Origin of the sequence: Pseudomonas sp. D2002 (genome assembly GCF_013385735.1) — a bacterium.
Classification (GTDB): Bacteria; Pseudomonadota; Gammaproteobacteria; order Pseudomonadales; family Pseudomonadaceae; genus Aquipseudomonas.
Genome location: NZ_JACAPL010000005.1, coordinates 348,567 through 370,949, shown reverse-complemented (window position 1 = coordinate 370,949; position 22,383 = coordinate 348,567). Strand labels below are relative to the sequence as shown.

The following is a 22,383-nucleotide window of genomic DNA, read 5'->3' as shown; positions in this document are numbered from 1 at the left end:
TCGGTGATGCTTTGCTTGATCTGCGCGATGGTCGGTTGCAGCTTGTCGAGGAAACGGTTGAACCAGTTGGCCAGCTCGCCCAATTCGTCTTTCTTCGAGTAGGTCAGGCGCTGGGTGAGGTCGCCTTCGCCGCTGGCGATATTCTTCAGCATCGCCGCCACGGTATTGATCGGGCGGGTCACGCCGGTGGCGGTCAGCCAGATCAGCAATAAGCCCAGCAACGCGGCGGTGGCGCCGACCAGCAACGCCTTGAGCATGCCGGCCGCCTGGGCTTTGTCGAGTACGCCTTGCAGTTTCAAGGTGTCGGCCAGCATCACGGTTTTCGGCAGTTTGATCACGATGCCCCAGGACTTGGCGTCGGCAATCGGCTTGACCGGGTACACGGCGCGAATCGTGTCGTCTTGCTCGCGGATCGTGCGCGTGTCGTTGGCCAACAGTTGCACGATTTCCTTACCCTCGGCGCCCAGGGTGTCGATCAGGTTTTTACCGACGCGCGCCGGCTCACCGCTGTAGGCCGCGATCAACCCGGTGCTGGACAGAATCTCCAGGTGCGCCGCCCCGTCGAACAGTTCTTTTTGTGCCGCGTCCGTCACCGCCTGCAAGGTATTGAGGGCCAGGTCGATACCGACCACGCCGATGACCTTGCCGTCGACGATCAACGGCAGCGAGATCGTGGTCATCAGCACCTGCTTGCCGGCCACTTCATCGGAATACGGGTCCAGCAGGCAAACGTTGCGCGTGTCCCGTGGGCAGGTGTACCAAATGTTGTAGGGCGTACCGCTGAGGTTGGGCGTGGTCTTGGTCAGGTCTTCCTCGACCATCACCGTGTTCAGGCCTTCACCGGCGGCGCGGCTCCAGTAGCTGGAGAAGCGCCCTTTTTCGTTGGAGACGCGGGCTTTGTCGTCGACAAACTCGCTGTCCTTGCCATCCAGGCCATTGGGTTCGAACGACAGCCAGATGCCCAGCACCTTGCTGTTGCGCTCGAACGCGGTCTTGAGGCTCTGGTTGAGTTCTTCACGCAGTGCGCCGGCTTCCAGCCCGCGTTTGGCGGCTGTGGTGCGCAGGCCTTTGATCTGGTCGGCCAATGCTGTGATCGCCACCAGGCTTTCGCCAAAGGTTTTCTGCAGTTGTACGGCCTGTTCGCCGGCCTTGGCCTGCAACAGGTTCTGCACACTGGTGGTGAGCATGCGCGAGCTGGATTCGCTGACCATGCGGTTGTTCTGGTCGGCCTCGTAGAGGTTGACGCCGACGATCAGCGCGATCACCCCAACCAGGCAGAGGCCCGACAGCAGCACGATTTTCAAGCGGATAGAGAGGGTGTCGAACATAGGTTCACTCGCGATTGGACTTGTTGACCTGCAAGCAGGGCGAGCCAAGTCCATTCGGCGCTTATGTCCGGAACATCGGCGTAACTAGATGTTTCATGAGGGGCAGGCGATGAGCGGTAGGTAAAAGACTACACGCCGCGTTATACGGGCGTTGCGAGCCGTTCCGGGCGTGACCAGATCCACAGGTTGCCCAGGCTCATTCCGGCAATCGCCAGGTAGATCGGCCAGTCGTGATCGAGCATCACCAGCATCAAGCCGGCGCACAGCAGCATGCTCACGGTGGCGCTGACTTTGGCACGCCGCGCGATGATCTTGCCGTTGCGCCAATTGAACAGGATCGGGCCGAACAGGCGGTGGTTTTCCAGCCAGGCACTCAGGCGCGGCGAGCTTTTGGTCGCGGCCCAGGCGGCGAGCAGGATGAATTCGGTGGTGGGCAAACCCGGTATCACAATCGCCACCAACCCAATGCCCAGGCTGACGTAGGCCAGCAGGCCGAAGAGGAGCTGGGCGATTTTTGAGGTGGATTGGGTTTTGCCGGGCATGGGTCGAGTGATCACAGAAAATTAGTTTGAAATGAGATCTAAATGTGGGAGCGGCGGTGCGACGATTCGACTTGCTCGCGAAGGCTGTGGTTCAGTCATGCAAATGTCGACTGACACACCGCTTTCGCGAGCAAGCCCGCTCCCACATTTTTAATCGCATTTCAGCAATCAGGCCAATTCAGGCGCGCTAGCGTACGCCTGTTCCAGCAGCACGGTGAAGCGCACAAACGCGTCGATTGCACCTTTTTCTACCGCCGCTTCTTCTTCGGCGCTGAACTCAAGGACGTCGAGGGTGCGGGTAAAGCTTTTCCAGCCTTCAGCACGGCCACCGGCCGGCTCGCCGAGGTGGCGGGCGCCGAAGGTTTCGCTCAGGCCCAGGCCCACGGCGCGCTTGATCAGGAAGGCAGCGCCCAGTTTGGAGCCTTCCGACACGAACAGCCAGCCCAGGGCTTCGGCCTTGCTCGGGTTTTTCACGGCGCCAGCAACCGGTGCAGGCACTTCGGTGTCCAGGTCGCCCAGGTCCAGTTTGGCGGCTTCGGCGCGGCAGCGCTCGGCCAGGTCCGGGACGATCTTGATCAACTCAGGGTCGTTGTACAGCGCCATCAGTTCCGACTGGAACAGGTATTGCGCGACCACGAAGCGGGCGAAGTTGGCTTGGGTTTCGAAGGGCGCGTGGGCTTTGACCAGCGCATCGAGCTTGGTGTGTGGCGCGTTGGTGATTTGGTTCAGGCGCTGGGAGCGCAGGCTTGGGCGTTCTGCGGTAGGAGAAGCGGTCATCGAAAAAGTCCTTGAGAAGAGTAGCGCCTGGGTGCCCTAAAGAGAGCTGTTATCAACTAGACGAACAAGAAGACGCGGCACAGTAAAAAATCCTCACCTCGCCGCTGAAATTCCGGCGAGGTGAGGAGGGCGGCATTTGGGGCAAGCGCGATCAGATGTCCCAGATCAGGTTGATCGCAAAGTTGCGGCCCGGCTGGGTCAGGCGGTCGAGGTTGGCCGGCGCGGTCACACCCGCTTCGCCGACGCCGTCGTAGCTGCGCACGTCATCCCAGTTCCAGTACTTCTTGTCGGTGAGGTTGTAGAGGCCGCCGTTGATGGTCACGTCGTTGGTGACCTTGTAGTAGCCGGTCAGGTCGACGATACCGAAGCCTGGGGTTTTGAACGGGGCGCTGGTGCTGCCATCCGGTGCGTGGAAGGTGGTGCTGTCGACGCGGTTTTGTTTCTTCACCAGCGTCCAGCTGACCAGTGCGCCGTATTGCTCTTGCTCGTAGCCCAGGCCGAACACGCCTTTAAGCGGGTTGACGCTGTTGAGTGGCTCGCCGTTGTCGTCGTTGCGGCCATAGGTGTAGCCGACCGAACCCTGGGTGTAGAGGCCTTGTGGTGCGCCGAAGGCGTCCAGGTTCAGGCGGCCCTTGGCTTCAATCCCCTTGATGGTGGCGTGCTTGATGTTGTTGGCTTCGAAGGTTTGGATATCGCCGCCGGCGACCGAGGCGTCTTCGTCGATAAAGTCACGGTACTTGTTGTAGAACACCGCGATGTCGAAGGAGCCTTCGTCGAAATTGCCGCGAATCCCGGTTTCGATGCCCTTGCTGGTTTCCGGCTTGAGGTTCGGGTTCGGCTCGACGGTGTAGCCCAGGTTGAGGTTTTCAAAGCGACCATACAGCGCCTTGGCCGATGGGGTGCGGAAGCCCTCGGCGTATTGACCGAACCAGGTGTATTGGTCGGTCAGGGCATAGGTCAGGCCGAACTTGGGCGTCACACGGTGCCAGGTTTTTTCCTTGTCGCTGACCGGGTAGGCGCCGGTCGGGTTTACGGTGTTGAGGAACTCCTGGGTCAGCTTGGGCTTGAGCTGGGTGTAGTCGTAGCGCACGGCGGGCAGGAAGGTCCATTTGTTCCAGGTGATCTGGTCCTGGGCGAACAGCGAGTAGGTGTTGATGGTCGGGTCCGGGAAGTCGCTGGATTTTTTCACGCTGTCACTGGCAGAAGGGCTGGGCGCGCCGATAGCCGTGCAACCCCCGCCGACCGCCAGGCACGTCGCGGCACCTTCCCGGGAGCCGGTGACTTTCTGCTGTTTGAGTGTGGTGCCGTAGGTCACTTGGTGATCGGTTTCACCGAGGCTGAAGGCTTTGTCCAATTGGGCGTCGAAGACCCACTGCTTTTCTTCGTACAGGGTTTCGCGAGTGCGCAATACGCGACGCGACGGTTGGTAGATCTCGGCAGTCGTCTGGTCGGTCTTGGCGATCTGGTAATTGAGGCTGGTTTTGATCTGATCGGCAATCGGCGAATCGAGCGCGAAGCGGTTTTCGATACCGAAGCGCTCACGGGTGATGGTGTCGTTACCCGAACGGCCGCGATAGAAGTTGAAGCCTCGACCACCAACGAACGGCCCGCCCACGGCGTTTTTCAGGTCGACGTCGCGATCATCCTTGAACTTCTCGTAGGTCAGGCCCAGGCGGTTGTCATCGCCATAATTCCAGCCCAGCTTGGCGAGGATATTGGTGGTGCGCGCATCTTCCGGGTTGGCGCCGGTGCGGGCCAGGCCGGTGGCGTTGTTGCCGTCGTAGGACTCCATTTCGTGGCCATTGCGCTGGCTCAGGTGCAGCAAACCGTCGAAGTCCTGCACGCGTCCGGCGACGGTGCCGGAGGTCAGCCAGCTGTCGTCAGCAGAGCTGTAGCCGGTTTTCAGGCGGGCACCGACATCCTGGCCGGGCTTGATGATGTCGTCCGGGTCGAGGGTGAAGTAACTCACTGCGCCGCCAATCGCGCTGCTGCCGTACAAGGCCGAGGCCGGGCCACGCAGGATTTCCACGCGCTTGACGATTTCCGGGTCGACGTAGTTGCGGCGCGTCTTGGCGTAGGGGCCATTGAAGAAGTTATCCGGCACTTCGACGCCGTCGACCTGCGTGAGGATGCGGTCGCCGTCGATGCCGCGAATGTTGTAGCCCGCGTTGCTGGCGCGCGTGCCGGCGCCGCCGACCGATACGTTGGGCTCGTAGCGCACCAGTTCACGGATGGTGTTGACGTTCTGGCGGTCCAGTTCCTGGCGATCATGCACGGTGACGGTGCTCGGCACGCTGTCGACGGCCTGCTCGTTGCGCGTGGCGCTGATGGTCACCTGTTGCAGGTTGAGCACGCTGCCTGCGGCGCGTTTTTCCAGCACGATGTTGTTATTGCCCAGTTTGCGGTAGCTCAGGTTGGTCCCCACCAACAGCCGGTCCAGGGCTTTTTCCGGCGACAGCGGGCCGCGCACGCCAGGGGATGACACGCCTTGGCCCAGCTCTGCCGGCAGGCCGACTTGCCAGCCGGTCACGCGGGTAAAGGCGTTGAGTGCCGAGACCAGTGGCTGCTGCTCGATGCTGAAATTGTAGTTGCCGTGGCTGCGGGCGACCGGCTCGGCGGCCGTGGCGGCCATGGCCGGCGCGCTGGCCAGCAGGATGGCGGCGGTCAGCAAGGACAGGACGGGCGAAGAAGACCGGCGGTTGAAACGAGAGGACATCGAGAGCGCTCCGGAGGTACGAATCTTATAGTTGCGAACCGAATCAAATAGGAATCAGTTGCATTGGCTATAACGAGACGTACCGCCGGTTAGCATCGAGTAAAAATAATTCTCATTTAGTTGAGGATGACCAGCGCCGGGTATTCCGAGAGCTTGGCCGAGGTGATGTGTGCCAGTGAGCGCACCACGTCCAACGGCTGGTCGAGGCGGTAGTTGCCGGTGACGGCCACGCTGGCCAGCTTGTCGTTGGTGTTGACGATCCAGCCGGGGTAATAGCGGCGCAGCTCGGCCAGCACTTCGCTCATCGGGCAGTTTTCAAACACCAGGCGGCCCTGGACCCAGGCCAGATCCTTGCTCACATCCAGCTTGGCGGGTTGGCCGAAGCCCTTGGGGCCGATGCGGATACTCTCGCCAGCGCGCAGGCGCACACGGGCATCGTCGAAGGTGTTGCTCAGGTCGACATCACCACGCTGCACCTGCACTTGCGCTTCACCGTTGAGGTAACGCACGGCGAAGTCGGTGTCACGCACACTGGCACGCACCGGGCCGGCGTCGATCTCCAGCGGCAGGCCACGGTTGGGGGCTATCTCGAAAAACGCCTCGCCCTGATACAGGCGGGCGACGCGCTGGTGGTCCTTGATGCTGCTGGAAAACGCCGAGTTGGTGTTCAGCAGCACTTTGGCGCCATCGTCCAATTGCAGGCGCTGGCGTTCGCCGACCACGGTGAGGTGGTCGGCTTGCAGGCGTACGGGCAGGTTGCTGAAGCTGAACAGGCCGATCAGCAGCACGGCGGCGGTGGCCAATGGTTTCCAGTGCGGCTTGACCCGGCGCCAGGCGCTCGGCTTGCGCGGCGCGGCCAGGGCCACGGCGGCACTGTGCACGGGCGCGCCACCCCAGGCGGCCTGGGCTTTGTTGAAGGCGTGGGCATGCGTCGGGTCAGCGGCCAGCCAGGCGTCGAACTCCGCCTGCTGCCCGGGTTGCGGGCACTGCAAGGCGATCAGCCAATCGAGGGCTTGGTCCATGGCCGTGTCTTGCAACACCGCATGAGCCAGCTCATGGGCGCGCAGTTTATTCGGGTCCGTCACGGTGTTCCTCGGGTCTTCGCCACGTTTTATTCGTCTTTCCTGCAGCCTGGATCGACACATCTGTCGGGTGAATCTTAAGGCTGATCCAGCCGCTCGGCCACACCTACACAGATGGCCATGATCAATTTCAGTTCCTTTTGCACGGTGCTCAAGGACACTTGCAACTGGTCGGCAATCTCCTGATAGCTGCAGCCATGCAAGCGGCTGAGGATGAAGATCTGCTGCTGACGGGCGCTCAACTGACCGAGGCTGACGCTCAGGTGTTCGAGCAATTGCTCGGCCTGTGTCGCGTCTTCGGGCGTGCTGATGGGGGCGGCGACGCTTTGCAGTACGTCCAGCGGGACATCTTCCTGCAGCGTGCGGGCTTGAATCCGGCGCGAACGCAGATGGTCGAGCGCCAGGTTGCGCGCCGTCTGGTAGACAAAGGGTTCGAGGTGATCAATCGGCCGCTCGCTGAGGGCCCGGGTGACGCGCAGGTAGGTTTCCTGCAACAGGTCCTCGGCGGTGCTGTGGTTATTCACCATCCGCTGCAAGGTGCGTAGCAGAATCACCCGTTGGGTGAGAAAGACTTGGTTGAAGCGAGATTGGCTCACAGTGGTACCAGACCGATATGCAGTTAATGATAATGCTTATCATCAACTCAAATGGCAAGTGGCTATTTCTATGAACCTATACGGGGCTGGGTAATGCACAAAACCCATGTGGGAGCGGGCTTGCTCGCGAATGCGGTGTGTCAGTCAATTGATTGGGCGACTGATTCACCGCATTCGCGAGCAAGCCCGCTCCCACACAAGCCCGCTCAAACAGAGCGCTTTGTTGCCTGTTTATTCGGCGTTACACAGCGCCAGGCAGTTATCCAGCATACGGTTGGAGAAGCCCCACTCGTTGTCGTACCAGGCCAGCACTTTCAGCAATTTGCCACTGACTTTGGTGTGGTTGGCATCGAAGATCGACGACAGCGGGTTATGGTTGAAGTCACTGGAAACCAGCGGCAGGGTGTTGTAGCCGAGGATTTTCGAGTGCTGGCTGGCTTCTTTGAGCAGGGCGTTGACTTGCTCGGCCGTGGCTTCTTTCTTCAGTGTCACGGTGAGGTCGACCAGCGACACGTTGATCACCGGCACGCGCACCGCCATGCCGGTCAGCTTGCCTGCCAGTTCCGGCAGTACCAGGCCGACCGCTTCAGCGGCGCCGGTCTTGCTTGGGATCATGTTCTGGGTGGCCGAGCGCGCGCGGTACGGGTCGGTGTGGTAGACGTCGGTCAGGTTCTGGTCGTTGGTGTAGGCGTGAATGGTGGTCATCAGGCCGTTTTCGATACCCAATTCACGGTGCAGCACCTGGGCAACCGGCGCCAGGCAGTTAGTGGTGCAAGAGGCGTTGGAGATGATCTGGTGGGATTGACGCAAAATGTCATGGTTTACGCCATAGACCACGGTGGCGTCGGCGCCCTTGGCCGGGGCCGAGATGATCACCTTGCGCGCGCCGGCGGTAATATGCGCGGCAGCCTTGTCACGGTCGGTGAACAGACCAGTGCATTCGAACACGACGTCGATCTTGTGCGCAGCCCACGGCAGGTCGGCCGGGTTGCGGATGGCGCTTACGGCGATCCGGTCACCATTGACGGTCAGGCTTTCCTGATCGTGGGCAACCTCTGCTTCGAAAGTACCGTGTACGGTGTCGTATTTGAGCAGGTGGGCATTGATCGAACTGTCGCCCAGATCATTGATGGCGACGATCTGCAAATCCTGGCGGTAGCCTTGGGTATACAGTGCGCGCAGGACATTACGGCCGATACGGCCAAAACCATTGATTGCGATACGAAGAGTCATTGGAAAGTGCCTGTCGTCGATTTGTTGTAAGAATTACAAGATTATTCGCATAAAAATAGAAAACAAGCCTTTTTAGTGGCAATATTTTGTTCAATCTACAACGAGTGACCTGAATCAACTGGTCCGATGATTCAAACGACACCCTGCCATCCCATGCGCTGCGGGCGTTTGATCAGCATAGACACTCAGGTCGCCACATCCGTTAGCCTGGAGTTCTACACATGCATCCCCGCGTTATTGAGGTCACCGAACGGCTTATCGCCCGCAGTCGTGCAACCCGCGAGGCTTACCTTGCGCTCATTCGCGGCGCCGCCAGCGACGGCCCGATGCGCGGTAAGCTGCAATGCGCCAACTTCGCCCACGGCGTAGCCGGTTGCGGCACTGAAGATAAAAATAGCCTGCGCATGATGAATGCCGCCAACGTGGCAATTGTTTCGTCATATAACGACATGCTCTCGGCGCACCAGCCGTACGAACATTTCCCTGAACAGATCAAAAAAGCCCTGCGTGAAGTCGGCTCGGTCGGCCAGTTCGCCGGCGGTACGCCCGCCATGTGCGACGGCGTGACCCAAGGCGAGCCCGGCATGGAGCTGAGCCTGCTCAGCCGTGAAGTCATCGCCATGTCCACGGCGGTAGCGCTGTCCCACAACATGTTCGACGCGGCGCTGATGTTGGGCATCTGCGACAAGATCGTCCCTGGCCTGATGATGGGCGCGCTGCGCTACGGCCACCTGCCGATGATCTTCGTACCGGGCGGCCCAATGCCCTCGGGCATCTCCAACAAGCAGAAGGCCGACGTGCGCCAGCGCTACGCCGAAGGCAAGGCCACCCGCGAAGAGCTGCTGGAATCGGAGATGAAGTCCTACCACAGCCCCGGCACCTGCACTTTCTACGGCACCGCCAACACCAACCAGTTGCTGATGGAAGTGATGGGCCTGCACTTGCCGGGCGCCTCGTTCGTCAACCCGTACACGCCGCTGCGTGACGCGCTGACCCGCGAGGCTGCGCACCAGGTCACACGCCTGACCAAGGCCAACGGCAACTTCACGCCGATCGGCGAGATCGTCGACGAAAAATCCATCGTCAACTCCATCGTCGCGCTCAACGCCACCGGCGGTTCCACCAACCACACCCTGCACATGCCGGCCATCGCCATGTCGGCGGGCATCATCCTGACCTGGCAGGACATGGCCGACCTCTCCGAGGTGGTGCCGACCCTGTCCCACGTGTACCCGAACGGCAAAGCCGACATCAACCACTTCCAGGCCGCGGGCGGCATGTCGTTCCTGATCCGCGAACTGCTCGAAGCCGGGCTGCTCCACAACGACGTCAACACCGTGGCCGGTCACGGCCTGAGCCGCTACACCCAGGAACCCTTCCTGGTCGACGGTGAACTGGTGTGGCGTGAAGGCCCGATCGAAAGCCTCGACGAAACCATCCTGCGCCCCGTGGCCCGCGCGTTCTCGCCGGAAGGTGGTTTGCGTGTGATGGAAGGCAACCTCGGCCGTGGCGTGATGAAAGTCTCGGCCGTGGCCCTGGAACACCAGATTGTCGAAGCACCGGCCGTAGTATTCCAGGATCAACAGGACCTGGCGGACGCGTTCAAGGCAGGCCAGCTGGAAAAAGACTTTGTCGCCGTGATGCGCTTCCAGGGCCCGCGCTCCAATGGCATGCCGGAACTGCACAAAATGACGCCGTTCCTCGGCGTGTTGCAGGACCGTGGCTTTAAAGTAGCGTTGGTGACAGACGGGCGTATGTCCGGCGCGTCGGGTAAGATTCCCGCCGCGATCCACGTCAACCCCGAAGCTCAGAGCGGCGGGCCGCTGGCGCGGGTCAAAGATGGCGATATCATTCGCGTCGATGGCGTCAAAGGCACCTTGGAGCTTAAGGTGGACGCCGAAGAATTTGCAGCGCGCACGCCTGCCACGGGCCTGTTGGGCAATAACGTGGGGGCCGGTCGCGAGCTGTTTGCATTTATGCGCTTGGCCGCAAGCTCCGCAGAGCAGGGCGCCAGCGCCTTTACCTCTGCCTTGGAGACGCTTAAGTGAAGCTTGCGCTGGTCGGTGATATTGGCGGTACAAACGCCCGTTTTGCGTTGTGGCGGGATCAGGCGCTGCACTCGATCCGCGTGCACGCCACGGCGGATCACACCAGCCCTGAGGAGGCCATCAAGGTCTACCTCAAGGAAGAAGGCCTGCACATCGGCGACATCGGCGCGGTGTGCCTGTCGGTCGCCGGGCCGGTGAGTGGCGATGAATTTAAATTCACCAACAATCACTGGCGCCTGAGCAAAACTGCATTCTGCAAAACCCTGCAAGTGGATGAACTGCTGCTGGTCAACGACTTCACCGCCATGGCCCTGGGCATGACGCGCCTCAAACCCGACGAATTCCGCGTGGTCTGCGAAGGCACCCCGGAGCCGTGGCGCCCAGCCGTGGTGATCGGCCCGGGCACCGGCCTGGGCGTCGGTACCTTGCTGGACCTGGGCGAAGGCCGTTACGCGGCGCTGCCGGGCGAGGGCGGGCATGTCGACCTGCCCCTGAGCAGCCCACGTGAAACCCAGCTGTGGCAGCACATCTACACTGAAATCGGCCACGTCAGTGCCGAAACCGCTTTGAGCGGTGGCGGCCTGCCCCGTGTGTACCGCGCGATTTGCGCGGTCGACGGGCATACCCCGGTGCTGGACACGCCCGAAGCCATTACGGCAGCGGGGTTGGCCGGCGACCCGGTGGCAATGGAAGTCTTGAACCAGTTCAGCATCTGGCTGGGCCGTGTGGCGGGTAACAACGTACTGACCACCGGCGGGCGCGGTGGGGTGTATATCGTGGGTGGGGTGATTCCACGGTTTGCCGACTTCTTTATCAACAGCGATTTTGCCAAGAGTTTTAGCGACAAAGGCTGCATGAGCGACTACTTCAAAGGCATTCCGGTGTGGTTGGTGACGGCGCCGTATTCCGGGTTGACCGGGGCGGGTGTGGCGCTTGAACAGGCTTTTGCGTAGAGGCTGATGGCCTCATCGCAGGCAAGCCAGCTCCCACATTTTGAAATGCATTCCAAATGTGGGAGCGGGCTTGCTCGCGATAGGGGCCTGAAGGGCAACAAATGACTTAAGCTTGGCCATAACAACAAGGAGGACCCCGTGAGCGTAATCAGTAAATCGATTCTCCTCGTCGACGACGACCAGGAAATCCGCGAATTGCTGCAAACCTACCTCAGTCGCGCCGGCTTCCAGGTGCGTGGCGTGTCGGATGGTGCGGGGTTCCGCCAGGCGATGAACGAGGCGCCGTGTGACTTGGTCATTCTTGATGTGATGTTGCCCGACGAAGACGGTTTCAGCCTCTGCCGCTGGATTCGCCAGCACCCGCGCCAGGCGCAGGTGCCGATCATCATGCTCACCGCCAGCTCCGACGAAACCGACCGCGTGATCGGTCTGGAGCTGGGCGCCGACGACTACATCGGCAAGCCGTTCAGCCCCCGCGAGCTGCAAGCGCGGATCAAGGCCCTGTTGCGCCGTGCCCAGTTTGGCCAGGAGCGCAGCAGCGGTGGCGATGTGTGGGTGTTCGATGAATGGCGCCTGGACATGATCAGTCACCGCCTGTTTCACATTGACGGTGAAGAGGTGATTCTCTCCGGCGCCGACTTCGCCTTGCTCAAATTGTTTCTCGACCACCCCCAACAGATTCTCGACCGCGACACCATCGGCAACGCCACCCGTGGCCGCGACCTGATGCCGCTGGACCGTATCGTCGACATGGCCGTCAGCCGCCTGCGCCAACGCCTGCGCGACACCGAAAAACCCCCTCGGCTGATCCGCACCGTGCGCGGCAGCGGTTATCAACTGGCAGCCAGCGTGGTTGCCGGCAATGCCCACTGAGCATGTAACCGAACGCCGCCGCCGCTTCCCGGTGCCGCGTTCACTGCTCGGGCGCATGCTGCTGTTGACCTTGCTCGCGGTGCTGTTCGCCCAAACACTCTCCAGCGTGATCTGGGTTTCGCAATTGCGTGCCACCCAGCTCGAAGGCCTGGTCACCAGCGCCCGCAGCCTTGCGCACTCGATGACGGCCAGCGTGAGTTATTTCCGTTCGCTGCCGGTGGCCTATCGGCCGTTAGTGCTGGACCAGCTGCGCAGCATGGGCGGCACGCGTTTTGTCGTGACCCTCAACGACCGCCCCCTGGACATGCAGATATTGCCGCAGACCCCGCGCAAGCAGGCGGTGCTGCAAGCCGTGGATGAAGTGTTGCGCCAGACCCTGGGCGGCGATGTGCATATCTCGGTGGAGTTCGTCAGTGCCGAAGACCTGCGTATTTTCAACGCCGGCTTGAAGCTCGATGAGCTGCCGCGTTCCTGGGCGCATTACGCGTTGACCCTGGAGCCGGTAAACCCGCCGGTGCTGGTCACGCAGATCCAGCTGGCGCCCGGCGAATGGCTGTACATCGCCTCGCTGCTGCCCGAGCCCTACACCAGCCTTGAAGAACAAGGCCTGCCGTCGCAGCAGGTGTGGTTTATCGTGCTGACCAGTGGCTTCCTGCTGCTGTTTATCGGCCTGTTGGTGCACTGGCAGAGCCGGCCACTCAAGCGCCTGGCACGGGCGGCGCGGGACATGTCGCTGGGCGCGGACGTGGAGCCGGTGGCCGAAGGCGGCGGCAGTGAAGTGGTGGAAGTGGGCCGTGCGTTCAACGCCATGCGCGAACGCATCAGCCGTTACCTGACCGAACGCAGCCAATTGTTCAGCGCCATTTCCCACGATTTGCGCACGCCGATCACGCGCCTGCGCCTGCGCGTGGAACTGCTCGAAGACGAAAACCTGCAAACCAAATTCGGCCGCGACCTGGACGAGTTGGAGTTGCTGGTCAAAGGCGCGCTGCAGTGCGTAAAAGACACTGACATTCACGAAAACATCGAGCCGGTCGACCTCAATCACGTGCTCGATTGCCTGGTGGAGCCGTACCTGGCGCCCAACGGCAACGGCCGCATCACCCAGGCCGGGCGAGCCCTGTCGCCGTACGCAGGCAAGCCGCTGGCGCTCAAGCGCTGCATCGGCAACCTGATCGACAACGCCTTGAAGTATGGGCAGAACGCGCATTTGCATATCGAAGATGATGGTGTGTTGTTCATCTTGCACGTTGATGATGAAGGGCCGGGCGTTCCGGAACAGCGCCTGGAGCAAGTGTTTGAACCGCACTTTCGGTTGGCGGGGCAACAGCAGGGTTATGGCTTGGGCTTGGGTATTGCGCGCAACATCGCTCACAGCCATGGCGGCGAGGTGAGTTTGCAGAATTTGCGTGAGGGTGGTTTGCGCGTCACGCTACAGCTGCCCCGGACACTGGACTAGCAAGCAGCGCAAATCAAATGTGGGAGCGGCGGTGCGACGATTCGACTTGCTCGCGAATGCGGTGGGTCAGTCAATATTTTCGGTGACTGACACTCTGCATTCGCGAGCAAGCCCGCTCCCACATTTTTTGATCTCTGTTGGGTCAGATGCTTTGGCGCAATCTGGCCAAGTCTCTTAAGGGCGGCGCTCCAAACAACCGGCTGTACTCCCGGCTGAACTGCGACGGGCTTTCATACCCCACCCGATACCCCGCCGCCGAGGCTTCCAGCCCTTCGGCAATCATCAACCGCCGCGCTTCCTGCAAGCGCAGTTGCTTCTGGTATTGCAGCGGGCTCATCGCGGTGATCGCCTTGAAACGGTGGTGCAAGGTCGAGACGCTGAGGTTCACTTCCTTGGCCAGGTCATCAATACGCAGCGGCTGTTCATAGTTGCCGTTCAACCACTTGATCGCCTGGCTCACACGATGGCTCTGACTGTTGGCCACGGCGATTTCATACAGCCGATAACCCTGCGGCCCACGCAGCAGGCGATACAGAATCTCGCGGTTGATCAACGGCGCCAGCATCGCGATGTCTTTGGGGCTGTCCAGCAGGCGCGCCAGGCGCAGCACGGCATCCAGCAGTTGGGTGTCGATGCGGTCGACATACATGCCGCGCGATGTCGGGCGGGAGGGCACGCCCATCGGGCCGGCCTCGGCGATCAGTGCGGTCAGCTGCGCCGGGTCGATGTTGATGCGCACTGACAGGTTCGGGTCTTCCGGCGTGGCGTCGATGATCCGCCCGGCCACCGGCATCGCAACCGAGAACACCAGATAGTTGAGTGGGTCGTAGGCAAAGATCTCGTCGGCCAGGCGTACTTCCTTGCTGCCGCTGGCGAGGATGCACAGCGCCGGCTCCACCAGCACCGGCATAAAGTCGCGTGGCGTGTTGTGGCGGTTGAGAAACAGTGAGGTGATCGCCGTGCCGTAGGAACCGTCTTCCCAGGTATGCCGATGCACGATACCGGCGAGTTCGGCGCGCTGTTTTTCCATCTCGGCATCGAGGGGAATGGGCTTGGGGTCCGGCGACGACATGGGGTGTCCTCTACACGCTTGTTTGATGGCCCCAGCTTAGCGGCGGCTTTCGAAAAAGTGTTACGTCGATTCTGCACAATCCTTGCCTGATCCTGCGAGAGGTCGCGAATCAGGCAAGTTCCTGGGCTGTCATGTGCCTGAAATACTGAGCATGGGCCTGGAATAAACCCTGGGGGCCAAACGTCTTATCTACGCTTCTCGCAGGATTGTGCAATAAGCCTGCAGGAATTGACTAACCGCGCCCACACCCGCGCCGTTATCTTTGATCCTGTGGCAACACGCCCTCACAGTGCTTGCCGAGCATCACTTCTCAACGGGAGAGTCGAACATGTCCACCCCCATTCCCGCGAGCCATATGGCCTTTATCCGTGCCCGTACCGGGTGCAGCACCGAACTCGGTGCACGCTTGAGCAGTTTGATCGAACCCGGCCGTCAGGCGCAGGGTTGCCTGCAATTCTCGTTGCAGCATTCCCAGGTCGATCCCGATGTATGGCTGGTCTCGGGCTTCTGGAGCAGCGAGCAGGCGATGAGCGCCTACTTCAATTCTCCGGCGCTGATGATCTTTACCGAGCTGTTGAACGACATGGTCGTGCGCAGCATGGACTTCCAGACCTTCACCGATGCATCCGCCGCGCATGCCTACGGCGAGTACCTGCAACTGGCCGGTTAACGGTTAGAATGGCTGACTTTCCATTGGCCAGGACCTGCAACATGGCACGTAAAGAGTTTGCCCACCACGAAGCCGTTTCCGCCTTGGTGCGTGAAGAAGAAGGTGGCTACAGCGCTGCCATCGCCGTCAAGGCACTGGATGGCATGGGCGCACCCAAGTTTCACAAGATCCTTGAAGGACAGACGTTCAAGACCGCCGACGACGCCGACGATGCGGCTGCCGCGCAATTGCAGCGGTTGGTCGATGTGGACGAAGAAGGTCAACTGACTTGGGCAACAGCTGCTAGCTGAACACCACCACCGATCAAATGTGGGAGCGGGCTTGCTCGCGAATGCGGTGTGTCAGTCAATGCATCAGTGACTGAAAAATCGCATTCGCGAGCAAGCCCGCTCCCACATTTTTATTGCATTCCAATCAGCGTGGCGTGGCGCCTGGGCGATACATCTTGAACAACGCCTCCGGCCCCAGCTGGAAGTAATCCGCCGGCCCACCACCGCGCAAGATCGGCTCGGCAGCGGCGGTGTCGTAGATCCCGTCCTTGAGCAGCCATTTGGCAATGTGCACCGCCACCACCTCGCCTAACACCAGCCAGCTTGGCACCAACTCTTTGTCCGCACGCTGTAGCTGAATGATCTGCGTCACCTTGCATTCGAACGACACCGGGCTTTCGCCCACGCGTGGCACGCCGACGATTTTCGAGGCGACCGGCGTCAGGCCCGATAGCTCGAACTCATTCACCTGCGGCGAGACCGCCGCGCAGCTCTGGTTCATCTGCTCGGCCAACGGGCGTGTGGCCAGGTTCCATACAAACTCGCCGGTCTGTTCGATGTTGTTCAGGCTGTCTTTGCGCCCGACACTGGAAAACCCAATGATCGGCGGAATGTAGTTGAACGCATTGAAGAAGCTGTAAGGCGCCAGGTTCAGTTGGCCTTCGCGGTCATGGGAAGAAATCCAGCCAATCGGCCGTGGGCCGACGATGGCATTGAACGGATCGTGGGGCAGGCCGTGGCCGTTGGCGGGTTCATAGAAGTGGATATCGTCAGACATGGGCCGGGGTTCCTGCTGCGGGGTTCTGGGAGGTAGCCATAGTGCAAGCCATAACGGCGAATTTCCATTGGCCGTATGGAATTTTCATTGATTGCCCACCTATTTTTCACGGCCCTGCGTTCAGTCTGCGCCCCAGGTCGACACGCCTATAAGTCGGCCCAATGAAAGACTGAGCTTCGGAGCCTTCTGCACCATGAACAAACTTCCTCAGATCACCCTGGCGTTCTGGGTCATGAAAATCTGCGCAACCACCCTGGGCGAAACGGCCGGGGATTTGCTGTCGATGACCTTGAACGTCGGCTACGCCATCAGCTCGATGATCCTGATCAGCGTGTTTTTCGTCACCCTGGTGACGCAACTCTGGTCGAAAACCTACAACCCGGTGCTGTATTGGCTGGTGATCCTGTCCACCAGCACGGCCGGCACCACTATGTCTGACTTCATGGACCGCACGCTCGGCCTGGGATATGCCGCAGGGTCGATGATCCTGATCGTGATCCTGATGATCATCTTTGCGCTGTGGCGGTTGAGCGGCGACTCGCTGAACGTGAACAAGGTCCAGACGTTTCGCGGTGAGCTGTTTTACTGGATGGCGATTCTGTTCTCCAACACCTTGGGCACCGCGCTGGGCGACTTCCTGGCGGACGACTCGGGGCTCGGCTTTGCCGGGGGCGCCTTGCTGATCGGCGCGGCCATTGCGGCAGTGGTGGCACTCAAATACTTCACCCAACTGTCGTCGGTGCTGTTGTTCTGGGTGGCATTTGTACTGACCCGGCCGTTTGGCGCGACCCTGGGCGACTTCCTCACCAAACCCCACGAAAAGGGCGGGCTGGATTTCGGCACCATCGGCTCATCGGCGGTGTTGGCGGCGGTGCTGGTGGTGATGATTGCGGGGGCGTCGTATGCGCAGCGCCGGTATGGTCGTCCGCAGTCCGTAGAGCTGACCTGACGCTTTTTTGGAAACGCTAAAGAACTAAATGTGGGAGCGGGCTTGCTCGCGAATGCGGTCTATCAGTCACTGATGTATTGACTGACACTGCGCTTTCGCGAGCAAGCCCGCTCCCACATTTTTACTGCGTTAAACCTTTAGTCTGTGGTGATACGAGAGTGCTTGCGGGTGTCCTTCATGGTCACGTAAACCACCAGCGACACGGCAATGCACGCCGTCACATACCAGTAGTAACCGGTTTCCATCCCAATACTCTTGAACCACAGCGCGATGTATTCAGCAGTGCCGCCGAAGATCGACACGGTCAGCGCATACGGCAGGCCCACGCCGAGGGCGCGAATTTCGGTCGGGAACAGTTCAGCTTTCACCACTGCGTTGATCGAGGTGTAGCCGCTGACGATGATCAGCGCCGCCATGATCAGGAAGAACGCGCCCCACCAGCTTTGGATGGTGTGCAGGGTGGTGAGGATCGGCACGGTGAACAGCGTGCCGAGGATGCCGAAGGCGATCAGGATCGGGCGCCGGCCGACTTTATCGGAGAGCCCGCCGACCAAGGGTTGCAGGCACATGAACAGAAACAGCGTGGCGGCCGAAATGGTGGTGGAGTCGGAGATGCTCATGCCGACGGTGTTCACCAGGTATTTCTGCATGTAGGTGGTGTAGGTGTAGAACGCCAGGGTGCCGCCCATGGTCAGGCCGACCACGGTCAACACTTCTTTGGGGTGGCGCATCAAGGTGCGCATGGCGCTTTCCTTGGCTTTTTCCTTTTTGGTGAACGACTCGGTTTCTTCCATGCCGCGACGCAGGAACAGCGCGACCACTGCGCACAAGGCGCCGATGGCGAACGGGATGCGCCAGCCCCAGGCGTACAACTGCTCGGTGGTCAGCACTTGCTGCAGCACGATCAACACCGCCAGGGCGATGAGCTGGCCGGAGATCAGGGTTACGTATTGGAAGCTGGAGAAGAAACCGCGACGTTCCTTGGTCGCCATCTCACTCAGGTAGGTCGCCGAGGTGCCGTACTCGCCACCCACCGACAGGCCTTGCAGCAAACGCGCGAACACCAGCAGGATCGGCGCGCCGATGCCGATGGTGTCGTAACCCGGGGTCAGCGCGATCAGCAGCGAGCCGAAGCACATCAGCAAGACCGAGGCCATCAGCGCGGCCTTACGGCCCTTGTAGTCGGCGTAGAGGCCCATCAGCCAGCCACCGATCGGGCGCATGATAAAGCCCACGGCGAAGATCGCGGCGGTGTTCATTAACTGGGCGGTGGAGGAGCCGGCGGGGAAGAAGGCTTTGGCGAAGTACAGCGAGAAGGCGGCGTAGACGTACCAGTCATACCACTCGACCATGTTGCCGACGGAGCCGCTGAAGATCGATTTGATCCGGCTGGACGTTGTGCGTTCTTTGGCCGGCACAGCCGCCGACCCCAAAGGCAAGGTGTTGGAGTTATCCATTGAAGGATCCTTCATCTAATTGTTTTTGTGGAGCGGCGCGAACGCTGCCTGGTTCGGCTATAGCAGAAGCTGTGCCAGGTAGATGAAGGCCCGGTTTAGAAGGGTTTCAGAATGTTTTTGAGCGGAAAGTTGCTGATGGTTTGAGGGGGATGAGCGGAAATCCGCTTATGGCGACTGCCCCTTTCGCGAGCAAGCCCGCTCCCACATTCGATCCCATTTCAACTGGAGAGATGCGGTCGAATGTGGGAGCGGGCTTGCTCGCGAAGGCGTCCTGCCAGGCAATACAAAAGTCGGCCTACAGGAAGGTATCCCGCACCAACCCATGCCGCTGCATCTTTTCATTAAAGGTGCGACGCGGCAGTTGCAACTCCGCCAGCACCGCCTTGATATCACCCTTGTGCCGAACCAGCGCCGCTTTCAGGCAATGCGCTTCAAATGCCTCCTGCTGCGCCGCCAACGATTGCCCGGCCTCGATACCTTCCGGCTCCGGCTCACCCAGGCCCAGCACTTGGCGTTCGGCGACGTTGGCCAGTTCGCGCACATTCCCTGGCCAATCATGGCTGAGCAACCGCCCCAGTTGCGCACCGCTCAAGGGTTCGGCGCTGCGGCCCAGGCGCTCGGCGGCGCTGTGGGCAAAGTGGTCAAACAGCAGCGGAATATCTTCGCGGCGCTCGCGCAGCGGTGGCAGGCGCAATTGCGCGACGTTCAGGCGGTAGGCCAGGTCTTCGCGAAAACGCCCGGCGCGTGCCTCTTCCAGCAAGTCCGGCTTGGTCGCGGCGATAATGCGTAAATCCACGTGAATACTTTGGTTGGAACCCAGTCGCTCCAGCTTCTGCTCCTGCAACACGCGCAGCAGCTTCACCTGCTGGGCCAGCGGCATGCTTTCGATTTCATCCAGGAACAACGTGCCGCCGTGGGCGTATTCCAACTTGCCGATGCGCTTGCCCTGGGCGCCGGTGAACGCGCCACTTTCGTGGCCAAACAATTCGGCTTCAAACAGCTGCTCGGGGATGGCGGCGCAGTTGAGCGCTACAAACGGCTTTTTCGCGCGCGGGCCGAAATCATGCAGGCAGCGCGCGACCAATTCCTTGCCGCTGCCAGTCTCGCCACGGATCAACACATTGACCGGCAAACTCGCCAGGTCCAGCACCTGGCGGCGCAAATTCTGCAAGCTGCGGGACACGCCCAGCAGGCTCGACTCCAGCTGCGCTCGATGGTCGGCCTGTTGATGCAGGCGACGGTTCTCCAGGATCAGCCCGCGTTTGTCCAGGGCGCGCCGCAAGCTGTTAAGCAAGGCGTCGGGGCTGAAGGGTTTTTCCAGAAAATCGTAGGCACCGTCGCGCATGGCTTCCACCGCCATCGGCACATCGCCGTGGCCGGTGAGCAATATCACCGGCAGGTCGGCATCGCGGCGCCGTACTTCGGCCAACAACTCCAGGCCGCTGAGGCCGGGCATGCGCACGTCGCTCAAGATCACGCCGGGGAAATCCTTGGGCAGTTGCGCCAAACATTCCTCGGCGCGGCTGAACAGCTGCACGGCAAACCCCGACAGGCTCAACCATTGTTCGACGGCCGTGCGAATACTGGCTTCGTCATCGACCACAATCACTGCATTCAACATAGGTCGGGCGTCTCCAGCGCAATGGGCAAGGTCAGGGTAAATATGGCGCCGTCGCCACGGTTGCCGGCGAGCAGGCGCCCGCCCAATTCATGCACGATAGCGTAGGACACCGCCAGCCCAAGGCCGAGGCCGTCGCCCACGGGTTTGGTGGTAAAGAACGGGTCGAACACGTTGTTCAAGTGTTCTTCGGCAATCCCGCCGCCGCTGTCGCTAACGGTCAGTCGCCACAGTTGTTGGTCGGCGTGCAGGCGGATTTCCAGGCGTTTGCGCGGCTTGTCGGCCATCGCGTCGAGGGCGTTGCGCAGCAGGTTGATCAGCACCTGTTCCAGGCGGATCGCGTCGCCGCGTACCCAGGCGGGGCGCGTCAGGTCCAGCACCACGCCGATGGCTTCGTCGCGCAGGCGTGCATCGAGCAAGTGCAGGGATTGGTCGACCACCGTGGCCAAATCCAGCTTTTCACGCAGGCCGCTCGGGCTTTTGCGCGCGAAGGTCTTGAGGTGGCCGGTGAGTGCGGCCATGCGTGTGAGCATATCGTCCAGCGGCGTCAGTGCCTGATAGGCATCGTCCACGCGGCCATGGTCCAGCAGCAGGCGCAAGGTCGCCAACTGCATGCGTTGCGCGGTCAGCGGCTGATTGATCTCGTGGGCGAGGGCGGCGGACATTTGCCCCAATGCAGCCAACTTGGCCGATTGCACCAGACCATCCTGAGCCGTGCGCAGCGCCTGGGTGCGCTCCTCGACCAGTTGCTCCAGTTCTTCGCGGCTGCGTTGGCGCAGGCGGGCCAGGCGCCAGCGCTGGGTCAGGAACAGCACCAGAAACACCAGGGCCAACCACGACCCGGCGGCGGCGAGGCCGGCGTTGCGTTGGTCTTCAAAGGCAAATTGGGGTTTGCGCAGCAGGTGCAGCGTCCAGCCTTCGGCCTTCAGCGGCAGCGATTCCCAGATGTAGTTGGCATTGCCGTCGGGGCCATTGACGCGCATCAGGTGGCTGTTTTCGCCGAAGCGCTGCAGGGTGCTGGTTTCCAACGGCTGCAGCTGTTTTTTGTCGTACTGGCGGGTGGCCTTGAGCTCGGCGAGGTCACTGGCCGACAGCGGTCGCAGGTTGCGGTAACGCCAGCCTGGCTGATTGGCGATAAACACAATGCCGCGCGCGTCGCTGACCAGCAGCAAGTCATTGCCTTGGGCCCATTCGCGTTCGAGTTCAGGGAATTCCAGCTTCACGACCATGGCGCCGAGGAACTGGTCGTGCTCGTCGACCACTGCGCTGGAGAGGAAGTAACCTGGAATCCCGGTGGTTACGCCCACCGCATAAAAACGCCCGGTGCCCTGGCTCAAGGTCTGGCTGAAATAAGGGCGAAACGCATAGTTGTGTCCCACATAACTGCTCGGCAGGTTCCAGTTGCTGGCGGCCACGGCCAGGCCGGTGCGGTCCATCAATTCGAGCGTGGAAGACTGCGCGGCGCCGTTGATGCGCTCCAACTTGCGGTTAAGCACGTCCTGAGTCGTGGCATCCACCGGGTTTTTCAACGCGCTGATCATCTCCGAGTCCAGCGCCAACACGGCGGGCAGGGCGCGGTAGCGTTCGATCAGCGTGTGCAGGGAGTTGCCATAGAGCGTGAGCTGCTGATTGGCGCGAGCGGCGTCATCGACCAGGGCTTGGCGTTCGGCATGGCGAGTGGCCAAGGCCGCGGCCAGCACCGCACCAGCGATGATCAGCAGGGAGTAGAAGGTCAGGCGCAACGGGCGTGGGATCGCGATCATACGGTGATGAACAGGCACGGTAAGGGGCGAGCACCATAGCATGAGCGGCCTGGAACTTGTGGCGAGCGAGCTTGTGTGGGAGCTGGCTCGACTGCGATGGCATCAATCCGGTGTGCCTGATGTACTGAGGTGTCTGCATCGCAGGCAAGCCAGCTCCCACATGAGCGAGTTCGCCATAAAAAAGGCGACTGGGCCGTGGG

The 22,383-nt window shown here is 61.1% G+C and carries 18 protein-coding genes and 1 pseudogene; 7 read left to right on the top strand and 12 right to left on the bottom strand.

Features of this window, described 5'->3' with window-relative positions; genetic code table 11:
- Positions 1–47: 47 nt before the first annotated feature.
- From HX783_RS30275 to gap, 7 genes and pseudogenes are all read right to left on the bottom strand, one after another.
- Positions 48–1,187, bottom strand: a pseudogene (locus HX783_RS30275) (HAMP domain-containing protein); the annotation flags it as partial.
- Positions 1,188–1,468: 281 nt separating this feature from the next.
- The gene (locus HX783_RS12340) at positions 1,469–1,870 is read right to left on the bottom strand and encodes a YbaN family protein (protein ID WP_177017044.1); all 402 of its coding nucleotides are present in this window, start codon (positions 1,868–1,870) and stop codon (positions 1,469–1,471) included.
- Positions 1,871–2,038: 168 nt separating this feature from the next.
- Complete coding sequence (locus HX783_RS12335; RefSeq protein ID WP_177017043.1) at positions 2,039–2,647, bottom strand: biliverdin-producing heme oxygenase; 609 nt, start codon at positions 2,645–2,647, stop codon at positions 2,039–2,041.
- 151 nt (positions 2,648–2,798) lie between these two features.
- Complete coding sequence (locus tag HX783_RS12330) at positions 2,799–5,363, bottom strand: TonB-dependent receptor (protein ID WP_177017042.1); 2,565 nt, start codon at positions 5,361–5,363, stop codon at positions 2,799–2,801.
- A 116-nt stretch (positions 5,364–5,479) separates the two neighbouring features.
- On the bottom strand, positions 5,480–6,448 hold the full coding sequence (locus HX783_RS12325; protein WP_177017041.1) for a FecR domain-containing protein: 969 nt from the start codon (positions 6,446–6,448) through the stop codon (positions 5,480–5,482).
- A gap of 74 nt (positions 6,449–6,522) precedes the next feature.
- A complete protein-coding gene (locus HX783_RS12320; protein ID WP_056858662.1) occupies positions 6,523–7,041 on the bottom strand; it encodes an RNA polymerase sigma factor in 519 nt (172 codons plus the stop codon).
- A gap of 231 nt (positions 7,042–7,272) precedes the next feature.
- A complete protein-coding gene (gap, locus tag HX783_RS12315; RefSeq protein ID WP_159959549.1) occupies positions 7,273–8,274 on the bottom strand; it encodes a type I glyceraldehyde-3-phosphate dehydrogenase in 1,002 nt (333 codons plus the stop codon).
- 221 nt (positions 8,275–8,495) lie between these two features.
- Between gap and edd the strand changes: the two genes are divergently transcribed.
- The 4 genes from edd (at position 8,496) to HX783_RS12295 (ending at position 13,607) form a co-directional block, all read left to right on the top strand.
- Positions 8,496–10,322 (top strand): phosphogluconate dehydratase, encoded by a 1,827-nt coding sequence (gene edd / locus HX783_RS12310; protein ID WP_177017040.1) that lies wholly within the window; start codon positions 8,496–8,498, stop codon positions 10,320–10,322.
- Positions 10,319–11,275, top strand: a complete 957-nt coding sequence (locus HX783_RS12305; RefSeq protein ID WP_177017039.1) for a glucokinase — start codon at positions 10,319–10,321, stop codon at positions 11,273–11,275. Before edd ends, HX783_RS12305 begins: the two co-directional genes overlap by 4 nt.
- 138 nt (positions 11,276–11,413) lie before the next feature.
- Positions 11,414–12,148 carry a response regulator gene (locus HX783_RS12300; RefSeq protein WP_078738901.1) on the top strand — a complete coding sequence of 245 codons (735 nt, stop codon included), beginning with the start codon at positions 11,414–11,416 and terminating at the stop codon, positions 12,146–12,148.
- Between the two features lie 31 nt (positions 12,149–12,179).
- Complete coding sequence (locus HX783_RS12295) at positions 12,180–13,607, top strand: ATP-binding protein (protein ID WP_371317677.1); 1,428 nt, start codon at positions 12,180–12,182, stop codon at positions 13,605–13,607.
- A gap of 142 nt (positions 13,608–13,749) precedes the next feature.
- On the opposite strand, the gene HX783_RS12290 is transcribed toward HX783_RS12295, so the two are convergent.
- On the bottom strand, positions 13,750–14,679 hold the full coding sequence (locus HX783_RS12290; protein ID WP_159959541.1) for an AraC family transcriptional regulator: 930 nt from the start codon (positions 14,677–14,679) through the stop codon (positions 13,750–13,752).
- A gap of 328 nt (positions 14,680–15,007) precedes the next feature.
- Between HX783_RS12290 and HX783_RS12285 the strand changes: the two genes are divergently transcribed.
- A complete protein-coding gene (locus HX783_RS12285) occupies positions 15,008–15,349 on the top strand; it encodes an antibiotic biosynthesis monooxygenase family protein (RefSeq protein WP_016975490.1) in 342 nt (113 codons plus the stop codon).
- 8 nt (positions 15,350–15,357) lie between these two features.
- Complete coding sequence (locus HX783_RS12280) at positions 15,358–15,639, top strand: hypothetical protein (protein ID WP_177017037.1); 282 nt, start codon at positions 15,358–15,360, stop codon at positions 15,637–15,639.
- A gap of 124 nt (positions 15,640–15,763) precedes the next feature.
- Here the strand turns inward: HX783_RS12280 and HX783_RS12275 are convergent, their stop codons facing one another.
- Complete coding sequence (locus HX783_RS12275; protein WP_177017036.1) at positions 15,764–16,396, bottom strand: flavin reductase family protein; 633 nt, start codon at positions 16,394–16,396, stop codon at positions 15,764–15,766.
- Between the two features lie 193 nt (positions 16,397–16,589).
- On the opposite strand from HX783_RS12275, the gene HX783_RS12270 reads away from it, so the two are divergent.
- Positions 16,590–17,345 (top strand): hypothetical protein, encoded by a 756-nt coding sequence (locus HX783_RS12270; protein WP_177017035.1) that lies wholly within the window; start codon positions 16,590–16,592, stop codon positions 17,343–17,345.
- A 137-nt stretch (positions 17,346–17,482) separates the two neighbouring features.
- Here the strand turns inward: HX783_RS12270 and HX783_RS12265 are convergent, their stop codons facing one another.
- The 3 genes from HX783_RS12265 to HX783_RS12255 all read right to left on the bottom strand — a co-directional run bounded on the left by HX783_RS12265 (position 17,483) and on the right by HX783_RS12255 (position 22,183).
- The gene (locus HX783_RS12265; RefSeq protein ID WP_159959531.1) at positions 17,483–18,802 is read right to left on the bottom strand and encodes an MFS transporter; all 1,320 of its coding nucleotides are present in this window, start codon (positions 18,800–18,802) and stop codon (positions 17,483–17,485) included.
- A gap of 295 nt (positions 18,803–19,097) precedes the next feature.
- Positions 19,098–20,423 carry a sigma-54 dependent transcriptional regulator gene (locus HX783_RS12260; RefSeq protein WP_177017034.1) on the bottom strand — a complete coding sequence of 442 codons (1,326 nt, stop codon included), beginning with the start codon at positions 20,421–20,423 and terminating at the stop codon, positions 19,098–19,100.
- Positions 20,417–22,183, bottom strand: a complete 1,767-nt coding sequence (locus tag HX783_RS12255; RefSeq protein ID WP_177017033.1) for an ATP-binding protein — start codon at positions 22,181–22,183, stop codon at positions 20,417–20,419. Before HX783_RS12255 ends, HX783_RS12260 begins: the two co-directional genes overlap by 7 nt.
- Between the last annotated feature and the right edge of the window lie 200 nt (positions 22,184–22,383).

Coding starts and splice junctions, on each gene's coding strand:
- HX783_RS12340 (WP_177017044.1), bottom strand. CDS start 1,870: ATGCCCGGCAAAACCCAATCCACCTCAAAAATCGCCCAGCTCCTCTTC.
- HX783_RS12335 (WP_177017043.1), bottom strand. CDS start 2,647: ATGACCGCTTCTCCTACCGCAGAACGCCCAAGCCTGCGCTCCCAGCGC.
- HX783_RS12330 (WP_177017042.1), bottom strand. CDS start 5,363: ATGTCCTCTCGTTTCAACCGCCGGTCTTCTTCGCCCGTCCTGTCCTTG.
- gap (WP_159959549.1), bottom strand. CDS start 8,274: ATGACTCTTCGTATCGCAATCAATGGTTTTGGCCGTATCGGCCGTAAT.
- edd (WP_177017040.1), top strand. CDS start 8,496: ATGCATCCCCGCGTTATTGAGGTCACCGAACGGCTTATCGCCCGCAGT.
- HX783_RS12290 (WP_159959541.1), bottom strand. CDS start 14,679: ATGTCGTCGCCGGACCCCAAGCCCATTCCCCTCGATGCCGAGATGGAA.
- HX783_RS12285 (WP_016975490.1), top strand. CDS start 15,008: ATGTCCACCCCCATTCCCGCGAGCCATATGGCCTTTATCCGTGCCCGT.
- HX783_RS12280 (WP_177017037.1), top strand. CDS start 15,358: ATGGCTGACTTTCCATTGGCCAGGACCTGCAACATGGCACGTAAAGAG.
- HX783_RS12275 (WP_177017036.1), bottom strand. CDS start 16,396: ATGTCTGACGATATCCACTTCTATGAACCCGCCAACGGCCACGGCCTG.
- HX783_RS12270 (WP_177017035.1), top strand. CDS start 16,590: ATGAACAAACTTCCTCAGATCACCCTGGCGTTCTGGGTCATGAAAATC.
- HX783_RS12265 (WP_159959531.1), bottom strand. CDS start 18,802: ATGGATAACTCCAACACCTTGCCTTTGGGGTCGGCGGCTGTGCCGGCC.
- HX783_RS12260 (WP_177017034.1), bottom strand. CDS start 20,423: ATGTTGAATGCAGTGATTGTGGTCGATGACGAAGCCAGTATTCGCACG.
- HX783_RS12255 (WP_177017033.1), bottom strand. CDS start 22,183: ATGATCGCGATCCCACGCCCGTTGCGCCTGACCTTCTACTCCCTGCTG.